Consider the following 17,263-nt stretch of genomic DNA (forward strand, 5'->3'; position numbering starts at 1 on the left):
TATAGCCAGTTGCGTATACATAGCAGGAAGTTACGCCAAGTTATTCCAACGGCGGGAGTAACAATCAGCAAAAACCTTCTGGGCCAGGGCATCACGCTTTCCGCAGCGGGACTTGGGACCTCAGCTGTCGCCAGCTTGCTGGCGGTAACAGCGTGGGACCAGTCCAGAGCGGAGGAAAGCGTGATGCCCTGGCCCCTCTACAAGGTTTCTCTATCATCCCTCGTCGTAACACAGATGGACCATGCAACACATCTATCTCAATGAAGAGGCAACGAACCCCCTTTTACGCTCGTTGCAAAAGCTGTGCCAGACGCTTTCTACCTAGATCTATAGGATGTACATTAGAAGGTTTGACATCAGGCTGTTCAAATACTTGCTCATAAACAGAGGCCGTTTTTTCGGCGATGGCCGACCAAGCATAGACGTCTTGGACTTCTTGGTAAGCGTTGCGAACCATATAGTCGACAAGACCTGGATCGGATAGAACACGATGAATCTGTTGGGCCAGTGAAGATGGTTGGTTTACATAGGCTTTCAAGCCATTTCGGCCATGATGGATAATCTCGCTGAGTCCGCCTGTATCAGATGCAACAACCGGTGTTTCGGCGGCCATGGCTTCTAAGGCAACGATTCCAAAAGGCTCGTAATAACTGGGAAATACAGCAACGTCAGCGGTGCGCATGAGGCCTACTTTTGTCGAATCATCGATATAGCCGGTGAGCATTACTTTTTCACCAACACCCATACGGTGTGACAAATGACGAAGGTAGTTCATTTGTGTGCCTGTACCTGCAATTATGACTTTCACATAAGGTTGCTGTTGTAGTAGTTCTGGCAGGGCTTGAATCAGCACTTGAATTCCTTTTTCCCAGACCAATCGTCCTACATAGAAGATAATTTTTTCATGATCAGCAGCAAAGTCGGAACGACGGAAGTTATCGCCAACTTTATCAGCATGAAAATCAGCAGGATGAACGCCATTGGGGATAATATCTAACTTATCACCAGGTATTTGGAAGATACGTTCCAGTTCACCCCTCATATGTTGACTGCAGACGATTATCTTTTTGGCTTCATAGCAAAGCCACCATTCTATCTGGCTGATGTATCGATGGAGATCATTATGAAGGCCATTGTGACGGCCCCATTCGGTCGCATGAATGGTTGCAACGAGAGGCTTGTTCCAACTTTGCTTTAAGAGGCGAGCGCTAAAAGCAGCCAACCAATCATGGGAGTGAATAATATCAAAAGGACCAAAGCGCTTTTCGATGGCAATGGCTTTTTCTACAAAATGAAAATTCAAGTGATGTATATAACCAATAAAATCTAAAGACCATAAACCGGCTGGTTGAATGCGATGAACTGTAACACCACGATCATTTTCTTCCTCTGGCAAATCATCGCCGCCCTGGGTAATGACATGTACTTCATGTCCGAGACGGACGAGCTCGCCTGTTAAACCATGAACGTGTGGCGCCAGTCCACCTACAATTTTTGGGGGGTATTCCCAAGACAACATAAGAATTTTCAAAGCCTAAATAACCTCCTGCTCGAGCAAAAAAAGTATAGAATTGGAAGGGGCCTTAGGCCCCTTACCCGTTGTGCACCTGGAAGGTCCAGTTTACGCCGGCGTTGTTATCCCAGTTCTGAGCCGAATCGTGGAAACATAGATGAAGATTGCCGCTTTGTTCAACCGGTATCACTTTCGCCCATCCCCAGCCTACCTTTTCCATACGATGATCGTTTACACTGTTCCATTGGTCTGATTGACCATAGCCTGTGTGTAAATAGACTTGATCCGCTCCACTATCATTTAACATACCGGAATAGAAGACGGTGATCTCTTGCCCTGCTGTAATCGGAAGAGGATCGACGCGCACACCACCAGAATAGGTGTTTTGGCTCATGACTTCTAAACGATTATCAGCACTGAAATTACTATACTTCAGATTGGACACACCATCACCTCCGTAAATTTTCAGAGCCTTCCAGGTAGGTGCTTTCCACCCTTCTTAGTATGGGATGAGTAGAGGCTCACTATGAATCTTTAAGCCAGAAAAGTTTAAGAGAAAAGAGCAATGAATACCCCTGTTCAAGAAAAAGAAGCAAAAAAAAGACCTGCAAGCCAGCGCTTTGGCTTACAGGTCTTTCTATCACTTATCAATATTCTTTTGGTCCTTAAGACCTATCTTTACTATCAGATCTTCGATCTAGTGATCAGGATAGCCGTAAAGCTCTTCATAAACATACATAATCTCTTTATCAAAGAGAGTACGCTTTAGCTCAACAGCAGCAGTCCGGACTTTTTCCAGAATTTTAGCAGCTTGCTCTTCTGTGATATCGATCTCGAACTGACGGAATTTTGCTTTAATGGATGCAGTACCGGAGTGCTTACCAATGACGATCTGGCGCTCCAGACCGACTTCTTCCGGTGTAATAACTTCATAAGTCTGTGGGTTCTTCATGGCGCCGTCAGCATGAATACCTGATTCATGGGCAAACATGTTCGTGCCAACGATAGCTTTCCAAGACGGTAAGAAGCGACCAGACGCGCGAGCTACATAATCACAAACTTCATGGAACTTGTTCGTCTTGAAGCCGAGGTCAATACCTTCAATATGCTTAAGAGCCATAACAACTTCTTCTAAAGCTGCGTTACCAGCACGCTCACCGAGACCATTCACAGTAACACCCACATGAGTTGCGCCTGCTTTTACGCCGGCTAAAGCGTTTGCAGTTGCAAGACCAAAGTCATCGTGAGTGTGCATCTCAACATCAATATCTACAGCTTCACGTAACTTCTTAATTCTCTCATAAATTACGAAAGGCTCTAAGATACCTACTGTATCGCAATAACGAATCCGATCAGCACCTGCTTTTTTCGCTTCCGTAGCGAACTGAATCAGGAATTCAAGATCAGAGCGAGAAGCATCTTCGGCATTTACAGAGATGTACATGCCCTGGGACTTGGCAAACTCTGTTGCCTTGATCATGGATTCTAGAACCCATTCTCTTGAAGTCTGCAACTTGTATTGAATATGGATATCAGATGTAGAGATAGAAATCGCTACAGCATCACAACCACAGTCAACAGAATGTTGGATGTCAGAAATAACTGCACGGTTCCAGCCCATAATACTAGCCTTAAGGCCTAGTTTCACAATGTCCTTGATAGCCTGCTTTTCGTCGCCGCCCATGACAGGAATACCAGCTTCAATCTGATGTACTCCTAGATCATCAAGCATTCTAGCAATACGGATTTTTTCTTTGTTCGCAAAAACTACACCAGCTGTTTGCTCCCCGTCACGCAGGGTTGTGTCTACAATAATGATGTCTTTTTTAGCCAAAAACCCTCACCCCTTGCAAGTATTGTAATTCCTGATGCTTTTGATAGACCTTATCATTTTAGCATAAAATAAAAATCACGCAAGACACTTCTTCCTTATAATGGTATGTATTGGAGTATCTCATACTAGATTCTATACAGAATTATCAATACAACAATTGTACAGCCTTAATTCTTTGTAATGGAATCATCCAACTTTGTGCATCTACCATATCGTCAGGACGAACATGCACATAGAGATGCTCCATCTTTAAGACATAAAAAGACTTTACAGAACCATCAAGGAAGTGGACTTGCACCCTTTTTTCCTGTTCGGCTGCTTCTTCCAGAATACGGAAGACATCGGCTCGAATCAATCCCATGCGCTTGATTCCTCTCCCTATCCTATCCTTGAAAGCAACCTTTATGCTTGCCCTTGTAGCGTTCTCAATACTTGCTGGGCATGCCCGGCAGCTTTCACTTTGCGAAAGATATGCGAAAGAGAACCGTCAGAATCGATCACAAAAGTAGAGCGTTCTACCCCGATAGTCTTCTTACCATACATGGTCTTCTCTTTGAGAACCTGGTAGAGAGCGCTAACGGAACGGTCTTCATCGCTAACAAGCAAAAAAGGAAGATCATGCTTGACGATAAACTTCTGATGGGAGGAAGGGGTATCTCGGCTAATGCCTACAATGACTTTATTAAGAGCTTTAAACTCTTCGTAAAGGTCACGAAATTCTACAGCTTCTTTGGTACAGCCTGCTGTGTTATTTTTAGAATAAAAGAAGAGCACCACACCTTGCCCGCGCAAGGCGCTTAAAGTAAAGTCGTTACCGTCGGAAGCAGGCCGCGTAAAGTCAGGCGCCGCTTGACCTATCTCGAGTTCAGCTGTCATAACTACAATCCTCCCAGCTTTCCGAACAGGAATTGTATACTGTTTTCTCTTTAGAGTACGCTTTCTCCTGCATAAACAGTCATCAAAAACAATAAATGGAAGTTATTATTTTCATTAACTTTCCCCATCAAAGAATGGCAGTTTTCTCAACCTATATACCGCTTCTAAAATAACCTCAACTGGAACAGCATTATTATACTCCAAAATCAAGGCTGGCGATGCGGTACTTTCGGCTAAGGCTTGCCATATCGGTTCCCATTCAATCGTCCCTTTTCCGATGGGAAGATGTAGATCAGAATGGCCATCATTGTCATGAAGATGCAAGCCTGCGAGCTTCGTTCCTAGACGACGAATCACAGAGGGAATATCCCAACCGTTAATGTGAGCATGCCCTACATCGAGCAAAGCTTGTGCAGCTACCTGCTCTTGCAGTAAAGCGATATAGGCTTCTTGACCAAAAATCTCCCCGTCTCCATGACCTATATTTTCAATGGCCAATGGAATTCCCAATCGATGGGCTTTGCCTGCTAACAAAGACAAGGCTTGCTTAATTCGCTGTCTTGCTAACGTTGTATCAAAGATTTGCGTTGAACTTGCATTGGGATGAATCGTCACATGATCGCATTGTAACTCCACAGCAATTTGCAAAAAATCTTTGTATGTATCAAGCGATATTTCACGAATCGCAGGGTGGTTCTCTGAAGCAAGATTCAGATCATAAAAAGGTGCATGAAGACTCCGTGGTCCCTTATAGTGTCGCAGCCATTCCTTCGTCTGCTCAAAATCCGATTCTGGGTCTCGCCAACAAGGTCTCTCGGCAAAGATTTCGATACCAATCTCTTCATCCATGCACTTTTTTAGATCCTCTTTGTCCCGTAATGAAAGCGTACTTACAAAGATACGTTTCCTCTTTAAGACCATGGTTCGCCTCCTCCAAGTCGACAACATCTTCCATCAGAGAAATGTTAAAGCTCTTTCTATAAATTTCTTTCTCCACACTCTGACAAATTCCTGCCACGCTTTTTGAAGGACAAAGTTGTTATTATATTTGCAACGCTTTTCCAATGGAGAAAAAGTAGATATGTCGCTCCTGTGGCTTCTGGCTCCACGCTTCGACCAAAGCTCTTTCGTACCAATCAAGTTGGGAACGATACTTTCGCTTCATCTCTTGCAACCACAGCTCTTGATCAGGGTTTTTTTGCCGATCCGATTTATAGTCGAGTAAGATCCATTGACCCTTTTCTTCAAAAAGACAGTCAATCACACCTTGTAGCACAATCTTTTCACCTTTTCCATCTTCTTCGCCTTGTACCACCTTATGACCTCTCTGTATCCTTCCTACTTCTCGCGCCTCTGGACAAGATCGAATAAAGGCTTCGAATTCAGGGAGAGGCAAAGCCAAGCTAAAGGGCACTTCGCGCAGAACCGTAGAAGCAGAAAGAAGTCGCTTCCCTAAAGGGCTTTGGAAAAACTGATAAATCTCTTGATCCGAAAGGGCTTGTCGCTGCTCTTTACGAAGCACTTCTCGAAGAACAAGATCATCAATTTGTCGACCAATCGCAGACAGTGATAGATCTCCTGCCAGCGCGATATGCTGCATCACCAGGTGAATGGCCGAGCCTCTTTCAGAGCCTGAAAGAGCGCTTTTTTTCTGCAAAAATTGAGGCCGCTCTTGAAAGTACATTTCCAAAGAGTTGCTTTGCCTTTCTGGAAGTAGAGTCTTCTCATCGACAAAACCAGGTTCTTCCGGGCGGGTAAACCAGTTTTTCAATTGGCTGATCGACACTTTTACAGGCAAGCCTGCTTTTGCCTCATAGCCATAGTTCCACTGCAGATAGGGGCTTAGGTCCTCACTATTTGTAAAAGGTTCAAAGGCTCGGACTTTTTCTATCTTTTCTTGAAGAGAAAGCTTATCTTGAGCCTGCTCTTTCTCTTCAGCAACTGTTGTCCTGTTGGACTGGTGAAAATCGCGAGAAGTACTGTAATAAAGAGACCAGCAAGAATTCATCCAAGGCTTGCTCATAGTACTTCTGGCTATCTCCCTCCCTACTTCCTCTTCTCCAGATGCTTGCTTCGCTCCCTGTTCATCTTGTGCTCCTTCTGCCCACTTCTTAATAATCTGGCCATCAGGGTGCGCTGCTAGAACCGGTCCTATCCAGTCAAGAAAGCTAGAAGCCCGCAACAGATTCTGATCGGCCAAGGGTTTGCCCAGTTCTACCTCTTGTTGACACCACTTTTGCGCTGTTTTTACACGATCGGCCACAGTTCCTACCAGAATCAGTTTTTCTTTCGCTCTCGTTACAGCCACATAGAGAACGCGCATCTCTTCAGCCAAGGTCTCTTTATAAATCTTTCGTTCAATGGCCAGTTTTGCTATCGAAGGATAGTGATAGCGCCCTTCTGGTTGTAGAACAAGAGGGCCTAGGCCCAACTCTTTATGCAGCAAGAGCTTTTGTTTGCCCTCTCTTAGGTTAAAACGATTGCCCAGAGAAGGGACAAAAACAATGGGAAATTCCAGCCCTTTGCTCTTATGAATGGACATAATTCGCACAACATTCTCTTTTTCCCCAAGAGCTCGTGCTGTTCCGAAGTCGCCACCTTGATCTTGCAGTCGCTCGATAAAGCGCAAAAAGCGAAACAAACCGCGAAAACTTGTCTTTTCAAACTGTAAAGCCCGAGAATAAAAGGCTCTTAAATTGGCTTGTCTCTGGTGTCCGCCCACCATTGCTCCAACATAATCGTAAAAGCCTGTTTCTCCATAGATCTGCCAAATCAAGGTTGCTAGAGGTCCGCTTCGAGCCAGGGTGCGCCATTTTTCTAGCTTTTGTAAAAAAGAAAGAACCTTCCCCAGAAGCGCATCAGAGAGGGAGGCCTCGTTTCCTCCTTCTCGGGAATAAGCAAGCAAGGCCTCATAGAAGGCACCCTCTTGTTCGTACAGTCGTAACGTGGCCAGTTCCGCTGCCGTAAAGCGAAAAAGAGGGGACCGTAAAGTGGCCGCAAGAGGAATATCCTGGCTAGGATTGTCGATCACTTTTAATAAGGCCATCATAACGGACACTTCCGTTGCTTCAAAATAGCCAGAACCGACTTCCGCATAAGCAGGAATTTCCATAGCGCGGAACTCATCAACAAACACATTGGCCCGGCCTTTCGTAGCGCGCAGTAAAATTACAATATCTAGATAGGTCGCTTGCCGGTACGTGCCCTTTTCTTTGTCATAGACATACTCCGATGCGACCAACTGTTCAATGCGACGGCCGATCAGGCGTGCCTCTAGCTGTGTACGCTCCAGCTCAACCTTTTCATCAAAGCCATCATCATTTCTTTCATCGCCAAGAGCTTCTTCTTGCCCCTCAACACCAGTCCTTTCTGCTTCCTCATCAGACCCTTCTTGATCTTCTTTGTTCTGAAGCAAGTAGAATTCAATGGGTCCGTCACCAAGATGGGTGGAATCCTGGGGATAAAAAGCTCCACTTTGTAGAAACGCCTTTTCATCATACGTCATTTCACCAGCATAGGCTGTCATAATGTGCTGAAAAAGAAAGTTAACACCCTCTAGTATATTGGCGCGACTGCGAAAATTTTTCGCCAGATCAATTTTTCTACCGCCCTTTTCCTTCTCTAACACTGCCTCTTCATAAGGTTGAAAAGCACCGTACTTTTGAAGGAAAAGACTGGGCTCTGCGAGACGAAAGCGATAGATGCTTTGCTTGACATCACCGACCATAAAGCGGTTCTCTTGAGACAAAAACTCTAAGATAGTTTCTTGTACCCGATTGATATCTTGATATTCATCGACAAGAACTTCCACGTAATGTTTCGATAGCTCTTTCGCAATCGGTGAAGGCTTCCAGAGGCCAGAATCTACTTCCTCGCTGAGCAAAGCAAGGCATTTATGTTCTAGATCGTTAAAGTCAAGAAGACGCTTTTCTTCCTTTCGCGCTTGATAGGAATTGGCAAAATCTAAGGTTAGTTCCACGAACAACGCCATCTCTGGCCCTAGCTTCTCTAGCTCTTTCACCATCTCATTGGGATGGCGAGAAAAGTATTTTTTCTCCATATCCCGTAGCTTGTCTTTACAATGGTTTCTCTTTGCTTTAACTTCTTCTTTCCGCGCTTCGTCTACTTGAACTCTCTTACTCGGCAATCTCTTGAAAGCAAGATGAACAAAGCCCTCGTATAAAGAGAGCCAAGATTTTTTACAAGCTTGCTGCAAATCTTGAAGCTGATGCAATTCCTCTTGCACAATTTCTTCATAGTGATAAGGCCCTGGTGCTTGGCAAAGAGCGAGCGCTCCTGCTAGTTCCTGGGCCAAGGCTTCTAAATCCATGGCCAGATCTTCACGCAACAGGGCAAACCAAGGTATATCATCAATCGATTGCTGCTGCACCTGGTCAAAAAGATTGACAATCTGCTGTAACCAAGTAAAAGGTTGCGGTTGGCTTTGCGCACGTTCATAGAGCTTACGAACCACTTCTTGCAAGGCACTGTCATCCCGATCGCTGCCGTAGGCATCTAAAAGTCGGTCAAAAGCGTCTGCTTTCTCTTGTTCTACAATACCTGCACCTATCTTGTCATAAAAATCTTCAAAGACTTGATCAAGCCCATCTTGTTGCAACAAGGCACTTTCTGTCTCATCAGCAATGCGAAAAGAAGGGTCTAGCTCTAAGCGATAATAGTGCTTTCGTACCAACTCCAAGCAATAGGAGTGAAGTGTCGTAATAGAAGCTCTGTTGAGCAGGACCAGTTGTCGCCGCAGGTGTCCATTTTCTGGTTCTTGATGAAGTGCTTTCGTTACAGCCTCTCGAATCCGTTCTCTCATCTCTGCGGCGGCTGCATTGGTAAAAGTCAGAACGAGCAAGCGATCGACATCAAGGCCTTCTCGAATGTAGCCAATAATTCGTTCTACAAGCACAGCCGTCTTACCCGCACCAGCGGCAGCCGCTACCAACAAGTTAGAACGGCGCGCTGTAATAGCCTGCCACTGCTCATCAGTCCACCGACTCTCTCGCTGTAACATCAAAAACGCCTCCTATCGTAGCCACCTGAGCCATCGATGCCAAGAATTCCTTCCTTGTTGCCTTTTGCGCACTGGCTTAGATCGTACATAACCGATCTTTCGTGACTCGAACTTTGCCCCACTTTTTCTATCTTTGACCAAATGGCCTCGCTCGGCTCATCAAGGAGAATTCGATACTGGTTCTCATCTAGCAACAAGTCGAACTGACAGACCGCTTTATAAGCGCAAAAAGTACAAGCCACCCTTTCTTTTCTTTTGTAGGGATCAATGGCAATGGAGCCATCAAGAATGGCTTCCCCCATCTGACGAAAAAGTTGATGCAAGTACGTACGTAGCTTTTGAAACTGATCTAACGTCATAATAGAAGAGCGGCTATCGAAAGTACCATCTTTTTTTAAAGCGACTGGTAAAATATCAGAAAAACCAAAGAGATCGCGATCCATAAGACGAACCGCATCGGGATCAGCCAAAAGCACCCCTTGCATTTTCAGCTTTTTGATCAAAGATTTTGCCGCCTCTTCCGGTGCGATAGGCCCTTGTTGTGTCAACATGGGGTTTTGCACCGTAAAATAAAGCATACCACCGGGATGAATCAGGTGATGATCGGAACGGTTGAAAAGATAAGGTCCTGCAGCAAGCGCCACATCGAGGTAGGCCAGTAACTGCAGTCTCAGTCCATGATACATCTCAGCAAGCTCTAGACGGCTGAAGCTCGATTTGTAATCAACAATGCGCAGCAAAGAGCGATCGTTGCCATCATAGCCATCAATGCGATCAATCCGACCGACTAGCTCTAAAGAGCGTCCTTGTGATAACGGCACGATTAAAGGTGGCAAGCCTTGCCCCGGTCCAAAAGACGCTTCTAAGCGCAAGGGTCGGAAGGAGCCACGACGCAACTGCTCTGTCATCGTCCAAGTGGCACGGCCTACCGTTTTTTGCAATCGTCGTTGCAAATAGCGAAGACGAGCCGAACTAAGTAGAATTTCATTCTGTAGCTGCGGCGCCAAGGAAGATACAATGGTCTTGCTCAAATCCCCACATTGCCCTTCTGTCATGGACGCCCAGTCTAACTTTTTCTCGAACACTTGCTCACCAAAAATCTTCATCGCTTCATGGAAGAACTGCCCTAGATCGGGTGCCTGCAACCGGAAAAGAGAACGCTCTTTTAATCGCAAGCCATGAGAAAGAAAGTGAGAAAAAGGACAGCTCGCAAACTGCTCAATCCGTGAAATTCCGGTACGCAATTTTTTTCCGTAGAGCTTTTTGCTTAGCTCTACTGTCAGGGGCGGTTCCTGGTTGTGATGCCACAGACCAGGCACAATTCCCTCTAGCTCAGAGCGCCATGATGCTTGCCGAACAAACCAATCATAAAGCTTCCACCAAAAGGGCGCCATCGCTCGGCCAGCAAAAGCTTCTCGCAAAGGTGGCATCAGATACGAAAGAGCACGGCGAGGATGATATAGATATTCCTGCAACAACCTTTCTTCTTCTTCTTCGAATAAAGGTGGCTCTACAAAGTACGTCTTTTCTTCCACTTGCTCATAAAGCTCTCGAATCCGCGCGACAATCGAAGAAGGCATCATCGCTTTGCCTTCTTCATCGGCCAGGGGATAGGTCACAAAGAGGCGTTCGCTCGCTCGAGTTAAAGCGACATAGACAAGATACTGTTCTTCAAAAAGACGGCGGCGACTGCCTGGTGCTAGCTCTAAGCCGCTTAACACTTTTAACCGCTCTCGCTCTCCATCATCGAAGATCCCATCTTCTTGTACGCGCGCTGGAAAAATACCATCAGAAGCACCAATCAGAAAAGCGGCCTTTACTTCAGGGCTGCGAGAGCGATTCAGAGAAGCAATCAGAACTTGATCATATTCCGGCGGAATCAAGCCTAAGGTAAGACTTTCTAGACCGGCCTCTATGACAAGGCGATAGGTGGCAAGATCCATCTCCTGATCGTCAAAAGCTTCTACCACTTGATCGAATAGATCAACGATGGCTTTCCAGATCTGACGATGAGTCCTTGCTTCTTCCAGCAAGCCCTCCTCTTCGGCTTGATCACTCCAACGAGCCAAAGTTGCTGGTACCTGTAGCTCCATAAGCAATTCGTACAAAGCCGCTGTAATGGCTCGAACTTCTCCTTTTTTTTCGACTTTCTGCTGAAAAACGAGCAAAGCGTGACGAGCCTTATCTCGAGCCTCATTGACAGCAACGAGCCGCTCTAGATCTTTTCGCTGTCTCTCTAGATCTTCTTCTTTGCCTGTTATCTTCCGTTGAAAGACCCAGGGCTGCTGATCACGCCAGCGATAGCCGCGAATGCCATGAGCGAGTACATAATTTTCCAATCGATCGACTTCTTCCCGCTCTAAGGGAACCAAGTCGGTCTTCAGATAGCGAAAAAGAGGCTCATAAGACCAATCAAAGTGTAGAGCATCTAAAGCAGAACGAAGCAATTCTACCAGCGGATGATGCTGTACGGGACGCTTGCGATCAAGGAAAAAAGGAATATCAAAATCTTGAAAAACAGCGGCGATCAGATCATGATAAGGCTCCATATCGCGAACAAAAAGAGCCATCTCACGCCATCGATAGCCCTCATCGCGGCTCAAACGCAAAATTTCCCGAGCCACACCCTCTATCTCACTTCTTCGATTCACAGCACCACCTACTACAAGACCAGAAGCAGGCCCTGGCAGCACTGGCGTAAGGCGGTGGAAATAAGCGCGCTCTAGATGCTGTAGTACGTGATTCTGCAAGCGATAGAGCTTGCGTTGCACGACAGTTTCTTCTACAGGCACTTGTAATTGCTGTGATAGTTCGATCAACTGTTGATATGTTTGGGCCGTACGATAAAAAGGATCGGTCTCATCGGATGCACGCTCGATTGTGGTAGCATCGAGCGTTAGCGTTATATTGACTTGATGACAGCACTTCATCAAAGCGCCAAGTACCTGCAACTCCTGTGGTGTAAAGCCTGCAAAGCCATCAACCCAGATCGTACCGTCTCGTAAAGTCTCTGATTGAGGCAGCTTTTGAGCTAGTAAAGTTAAGTAATCATCAGGATCGGTATATGTATGAGCTAAAAAGGCAGAAAAAGACTCATAAATCAAAGCCAAGTCTTGTAGCTTATGGGCCAGCAAATTGTTGCCTTCTTTTTCTTTGACCTGATTATAGCTCTGTAGCAGACTTTCCCCATTGACTTGATATAATTTTAACTCTGTTAAAGTGCCCGCCAAGGCATCGGCAAAGCCAGGCCGTTCAGCAGAACGATGAAAAATACGTAAATCCTCTTTCTTCGCTTCTACGATCTGGCGAAGAACCATCCGCTTCCCTATCTCACCAATGGGCAACCGAGCAGCGCCACCGACTTCCTGCAAGATACGCCAGGCCAGACGACGAAAACTATAGACTTGGCCTCGAATGGTACCACGCAGTTCTGGCGTAGACAAAAGGGCTCGTTCTGTCTGAAAGGAAGCTTGTTCTGGAACGAGCAGTACCAGTGCTTTTCCCTGTCTTGAACAATGAAGAGCCCTTCTCGCTTCTTGCAAACAAAGATGGGTCTTACCTGTGCCAGCTCGTCCAAGGATCAACCGAAGCCCCAATAGAAGACACCTCCTTGATTCTTAACATATCTTGACAGATTAATAAAAAGCAATTCGTCAAAGGAAAAAGCAAACCCTTTTTTACCCTATTATCATTTCTAAGAAAAGGAATCGCCTACGCAGTGAAGAATAAAGTAGGTAATAAAAGAAAAAGAGAATTAGGAACAAACGGAGGTTTGATGATGCGACTTGCTGATATTGATCTAACGCAGCGTTTAAACCGAGCCGAATATCAGGAAAAATTATCTCAATTACAATTGGCTCACTTACAATACCAAGCGATGATGATCGAAAAAGATGTAGCCATTATCATGGTTTTTGAAGGCTGGGACGCCTCTGGCAAAGGCGGTGCTATAAAAAGAATTACAGAGAAACTAGATCCACGAACCTACGAAGTTCACCCGATAGGCGCCCCTACACCCATAGAACTACAGCACCACTACATGCGACGTTTCTGGGTGCGGCTACCTCGTCATGGACAAATGGCTTTGTTTGACCGCAGTTGGTATGGCCGCGTTCTCGTAGAAAGAGTTGAGAAACTATGCGAGAAAGAAGCATGGCGACGGGCCTATCGAGAAATTAATGAGTTCGAAAGGCTCTTGCTCGATGACAAAACACTGCTGCTGAAGTTTTTTCTTCATATCAGTCCAGAAGAACAATTGAAACGGTTCAAAGACAGAGAAGAAAACCCCTACAAAAGATGGAAAATCACCAGCGAAGACTGGCGCAATCGGGACAAGTGGGCAGAGTACCACAAGGCAATTGATGAAATGCTAGAAAAAACGCATACAGCCACAGCACCCTGGTACCTCATCCCTTTTGAAGATAAAAAGTATGGACGCATTCGAATCATGGAAATTATCCTTCAACGATATAAGCGTTTTTTCAAATATGTACTCTAGCCGCAGGCTCTTTACGTATGGTATAGAATAGAACTCTCTGAGCATCTCGAAAGGCTCTCCCAAGTTAAAAAAGGACTCCCCCCTAAGTCTCTTGTAGTCCTCTTTACGACAGGAGGAAAGACATGCAACCAACTATTAAAAGAATACGATCTGCCTCGGCTCGAATTGGAATGGAACTAGCCAATGATGTTTTCTCTCCCACAGGTTCTGTAATCGCCAACAAAGGAGAACGCTTGAACGTTCGGCTCTTACACATGATTCGAATGCACAATATAGAATATCTCTATATCATTGTTGGCGAAAAGATTAACCCGGAAGAGTATCTCAATATTGAGAGACAAAGCATGATACAATTCTCAGAAGCTTATAAGGCAACAGAGTCTGAAGTAAAAAAGAGCATGCAAGGCATATGTCAAGGCGAAAAAGTAGAAGCTCATTGTTTTTTTGAAATCACCGATAAGGTTATGCATTCCCTCGAAAAGCCAGAAGAAATTCTCAAGTATTTGTACGCTCTACGAGCAGACCGAAGTACCACCTTTACGCACAGTTTAAACGTATCGATTGTAAGCAACCTTATAGGAACGTGGTTACACTATGGGCCAGCGCAGATTAAAGAACTGACCATCGCAGCTCTTCTTCATGATATCGGTAAAACTATAAGGAGTTATCACCCAGAGCAAGATTATCACTTCCATCCCCTTATAGGGCACGATCTGCTTCAAAAGCACAATTATCCCGCATCGATTGCCAACGCAGTCCTTTTTCATCATGAAACCCTCGATGGCACTGGCTTTCCCATGAAAATAAAGTGGGGAGAAATTCCTGAGTACGCCCGTATTATTGCCATCGCCAATTTTTATGACAATCAAACAACAGGTGGCAAGACTTATCAAGAACGGCCCCATCCTTATAAAGTTCTACAACTCTTAGAAAGAGATGGGTTCACACGCTTTGACTCAACCTACATGAACACCTTCATGAAAAGAATTGCACACTATTACCAAAATGCCTGGGTTCGCCTTAGCGATGGAAGAAAAGGCAAAATCGTCTTTATTAACGAATATGCACTCTCTTCACCGATTGTAGATATAGCCGGAGAATTGGTAAACCTCTATAGTAGAAAAGACATAACCATTGATCGTATCCTGTAAAGAGTAAAAAAAAGAGCTACCTCTTAGCGTAGGTAGCTCTTTTTCCATTAAACAAAATCAGCCAATACTTTTTTCTGATCCTTTTCCGTCCAAGCACAATCGGGCATGCTTTTTTCCTTAAGCCTGTCCAAAGGGTCGAGATCATTTTGACAGCAGCCATGGGTTGTACGAGCATGTAACTCAGCAAGCTTCGCATCGTTAAAACGATCTGTCGTAGACAAATAACCGGTGATTCTCCGAACACGAACAATGGGGCTCGTTCCAATAACTCGAAGAGCCATTTGCCCTTCCTCTTCCAAAACTTCTACTGTATGGGGGTTATAAATCTTCTCTTCTTGCACCATCTTCTTCGCTTCAGCAAGCACAAGCTGCTCTTGTTCTTTCGTCAGTGTCAGGGCCGAATGAATGATCATGGCCGCCACCTCCCCTAGTTATCTATCTCTATTGTGCCGATTGGGCCATCTTTTGTCAACGCTAATTATTATTATTATTGACCCCTTTTCCTTCTTCTCATTCAGCTATAAAAAAGGTGAAATAAGCTGGAATTATTAACCATATCTTTTCGACAACATATACATAATAGTGAACCTATAGCTAGAAGGGAGGGATTATCATGTTCCCACCAGAAAAACCGAAGCCTCGCGTTATCAGCGTAACTCTTCGTCCTGGGGACCGCCTCGTTGTAAGCTGTGATCGAAGAAAAAGAAAAAAATCTTGCTGCCGTCCCATCTTAATGTAGTTGATTTTACTGTAGCCCGATCCTGCTGTAGTCCGATCCTGCTGTAACCTATTCCTACTGTAGAACTATCTAGAAATAGTTCTACTCTACAATCATAAATCCTTTACAAGAAAGAAACCGCTAAGAGATATTTCTCTATGCGGTTTCTTTCTTCCCTATTTTCTTTTTGATGTACTCTGTAAGGGCTCTGACTATATCTTTTTCGAGGACGACAGCCACTTCTTCCGTGCATAGACCACTTTCTTGGTTTTTTTCATAGATAGTGAAAGCTTCGACCACGTTGCCATCGAGGGCTACTTTTTTTCCTTGCAAGCCAATATCAGCAAGATGGCGATGACCACAGCTGTGAGGACAACCTACAAGATGAATGCGTAGTGGCGGAACTTCTATACCTTCTTCTGCAAAATTCTGGTCAAGCTTTTGCACCCATTGATAGAGCTTTTCTTTGGTATCAATAGTGCTGTACTTACAATATTGCCCACCAGTGCAAGCAAGAGACTGGCCTGTCAAAGCAGCCGGTTGAAGAGGCAACTCTTGGAAAATCTCTTCTTCTTGAAGCTCTCTTTTTTTATAAAAAGGAATATGGGTGATCAGTATATTCTGACCATAGCCAATACGCAACTCGCCAACCCCATACCGATCTGCAAGGCTTGAAAGCACCTGTAACTGAACCGCAGTGAATCGTCCCATGGGAATATGAACACCGAGAAAATCATAGCCCTTTTGCTTTTGTCGATGAAAACCATAGTAAGGGCCAGGACGCTCTGTTTCTACAGCACTTATGCCTCGGCTAGGTAGTTCATATCCTACATATCGGATCAACTCTTGTTGAAATTTCGTTAGGCCCCATTGTTGTACCACATGCTTTAAGCGCGCTTTTTGCCTGTTTTCACGGCAGCCATAATCGCGAAAAAGAGCGACAGCGGCAGCAGAAAGAGGTACCACTTGATGAGGCTCTACGAAAAGATCCAACTCCTGTGCCACCATAGCGTCTCGCGATAAACCACCACCCACATGAACGTGAAAACCAAAAACAGAATCTTCATCAACCTTTTTATAAGCTGGTGTAAAAGCAAGGCACTGAATCTTCTCATGACCTTGTAAAACAGCACTGGCTGTCAAAGCAATTTTGAACTTACGAGGCAAGTCCGTGCAACTTCGATCTTGTTGAAAAAACTGATAAAGCCCTTGAACCAGCCCCCTCGTATCTAGGAACTCCTGGGGATCAATGCCTGCTAGTAAATTGCCTGTAATATTTCTCGTCCGATCGCCGCCAGAACCACTGGTCGCAAGGGCTACTTCATCAAGCTTCTTTAATATATCAGGAATATCTTGCAGACGCAGATTATGAAATTGCACAGCCTGGCGCGTCGTAATCGAAAGACGCCCATCACCATAGGTCGAAGCAATGCGAGCTAGCATTCTCCCTTGTTGACTGCTGAGCAGACCTGCCGGAATATTCACCCGCAAAAAAAGGAGGCCTTTTTCTTTCGGTTTATGAAAATAGATGCCTTCTTTCTTCAACCACTTCTGATCATGATCTTCGATTGGACCAACACCCGATTGCAGCAATCTTTGAATTTTTTCTATAGTTTCATAGGTTTTACTGTTCGTAACGAGATTCATCTGCCC

At 45.0% G+C, this 17,263-nt stretch carries 12 protein-coding genes and 1 pseudogene; 3 read left to right on the forward strand and 10 right to left on the reverse strand.

The annotated features are described in order from the left end of the window. Positions 1 to 283: 283 nt before the first annotated feature. The 8 genes from FTV88_RS06535 to addB all read right to left on the reverse strand — a co-directional run bounded on the left by FTV88_RS06535 (position 284) and on the right by addB (position 12,839). Positions 284 to 1,531 carry a glycosyltransferase family 4 protein gene (locus tag FTV88_RS06535; RefSeq protein WP_153724936.1) on the reverse strand — a complete coding sequence of 416 codons (1,248 nt, stop codon included), beginning with the start codon at positions 1,529 to 1,531 and terminating at the stop codon, positions 284 to 286. A gap of 61 nt (positions 1,532 to 1,592) precedes the next feature. Then, a complete protein-coding gene (locus FTV88_RS06540; protein ID WP_243137379.1) occupies positions 1,593 to 1,958 on the reverse strand; it encodes a carbohydrate-binding protein in 366 nt (121 codons plus the stop codon). A gap of 252 nt (positions 1,959 to 2,210) precedes the next feature. Continuing rightward, positions 2,211 to 3,347: a homocitrate synthase gene (gene nifV, locus FTV88_RS06545; RefSeq protein ID WP_153724937.1), complete on the reverse strand. Its 1,137-nt coding sequence runs from the start codon at positions 3,345 to 3,347 to the stop codon at positions 2,211 to 2,213. Positions 3,348 to 3,492: 145 nt separating this feature from the next. After that, a complete protein-coding gene (locus FTV88_RS06550; protein ID WP_153724938.1) occupies positions 3,493 to 3,708 on the reverse strand; it encodes a hypothetical protein in 216 nt (71 codons plus the stop codon). A 41-nt stretch (positions 3,709 to 3,749) separates the two neighbouring features. Then, on the reverse strand, positions 3,750 to 4,223 hold the full coding sequence (locus FTV88_RS06555) for a peroxiredoxin (RefSeq protein WP_153724939.1): 474 nt from the start codon (positions 4,221 to 4,223) through the stop codon (positions 3,750 to 3,752). Positions 4,224 to 4,337: 114 nt separating this feature from the next. Next, positions 4,338 to 5,144, reverse strand: a complete 807-nt coding sequence (locus FTV88_RS06560; RefSeq protein ID WP_162007932.1) for a sugar phosphate isomerase/epimerase family protein — start codon at positions 5,142 to 5,144, stop codon at positions 4,338 to 4,340. A 121-nt stretch (positions 5,145 to 5,265) separates the two neighbouring features. Then, positions 5,266 to 9,243, reverse strand: a complete 3,978-nt coding sequence (gene addA / locus FTV88_RS06565; RefSeq protein ID WP_153724941.1) for a helicase-exonuclease AddAB subunit AddA — start codon at positions 9,241 to 9,243, stop codon at positions 5,266 to 5,268. Then, a complete protein-coding gene (addB, locus tag FTV88_RS06570) occupies positions 9,243 to 12,839 on the reverse strand; it encodes a helicase-exonuclease AddAB subunit AddB (protein ID WP_153724942.1) in 3,597 nt (1,198 codons plus the stop codon). The genes addA and addB overlap by 1 nt, the downstream gene beginning before the upstream one ends. A 122-nt stretch (positions 12,840 to 12,961) precedes the next feature. On the opposite strand from addB, the gene FTV88_RS06575 reads away from it, so the two are divergent. Then, a complete protein-coding gene (locus tag FTV88_RS06575; protein WP_243137381.1) occupies positions 12,962 to 13,741 on the forward strand; it encodes a polyphosphate kinase 2 family protein in 780 nt (259 codons plus the stop codon). 122 nt (positions 13,742 to 13,863) lie between these two features. After that, positions 13,864 to 14,892: an HD-GYP domain-containing protein gene (locus FTV88_RS06580; RefSeq protein WP_153724944.1), complete on the forward strand. Its 1,029-nt coding sequence runs from the start codon at positions 13,864 to 13,866 to the stop codon at positions 14,890 to 14,892. A gap of 158 nt (positions 14,893 to 15,050) precedes the next feature. Here FTV88_RS06580 and nrdD read toward each other — a convergent pair. After that, positions 15,051 to 15,152, reverse strand: a pseudogene (gene nrdD, locus FTV88_RS16235) (anaerobic ribonucleoside-triphosphate reductase); the annotation flags it as partial. 353 nt (positions 15,153 to 15,505) lie between these two features. Here nrdD and FTV88_RS16030 point away from each other — a divergent pair. Beyond that, the gene (locus FTV88_RS16030; protein WP_279236978.1) at positions 15,506 to 15,631 is read left to right on the forward strand and encodes a hypothetical protein; all 126 of its coding nucleotides are present in this window, start codon (positions 15,506 to 15,508) and stop codon (positions 15,629 to 15,631) included. A gap of 135 nt (positions 15,632 to 15,766) precedes the next feature. Here FTV88_RS16030 and FTV88_RS06590 read toward each other — a convergent pair whose 3' ends face one another. Continuing rightward, on the reverse strand, positions 15,767 to 17,257 hold the full coding sequence (locus FTV88_RS06590; RefSeq protein ID WP_153724946.1) for a nitrite/sulfite reductase: 1,491 nt from the start codon (positions 17,255 to 17,257) through the stop codon (positions 15,767 to 15,769). Between the last annotated feature and the right edge of the window lie 6 nt (positions 17,258 to 17,263).

The sequence above is a fragment of the Heliorestis convoluta genome (assembly GCF_009649955.1).
Taxonomy (GTDB): domain Bacteria; phylum Bacillota; class Desulfitobacteriia; order Heliobacteriales; family Heliobacteriaceae; genus Heliorestis; species Heliorestis convoluta.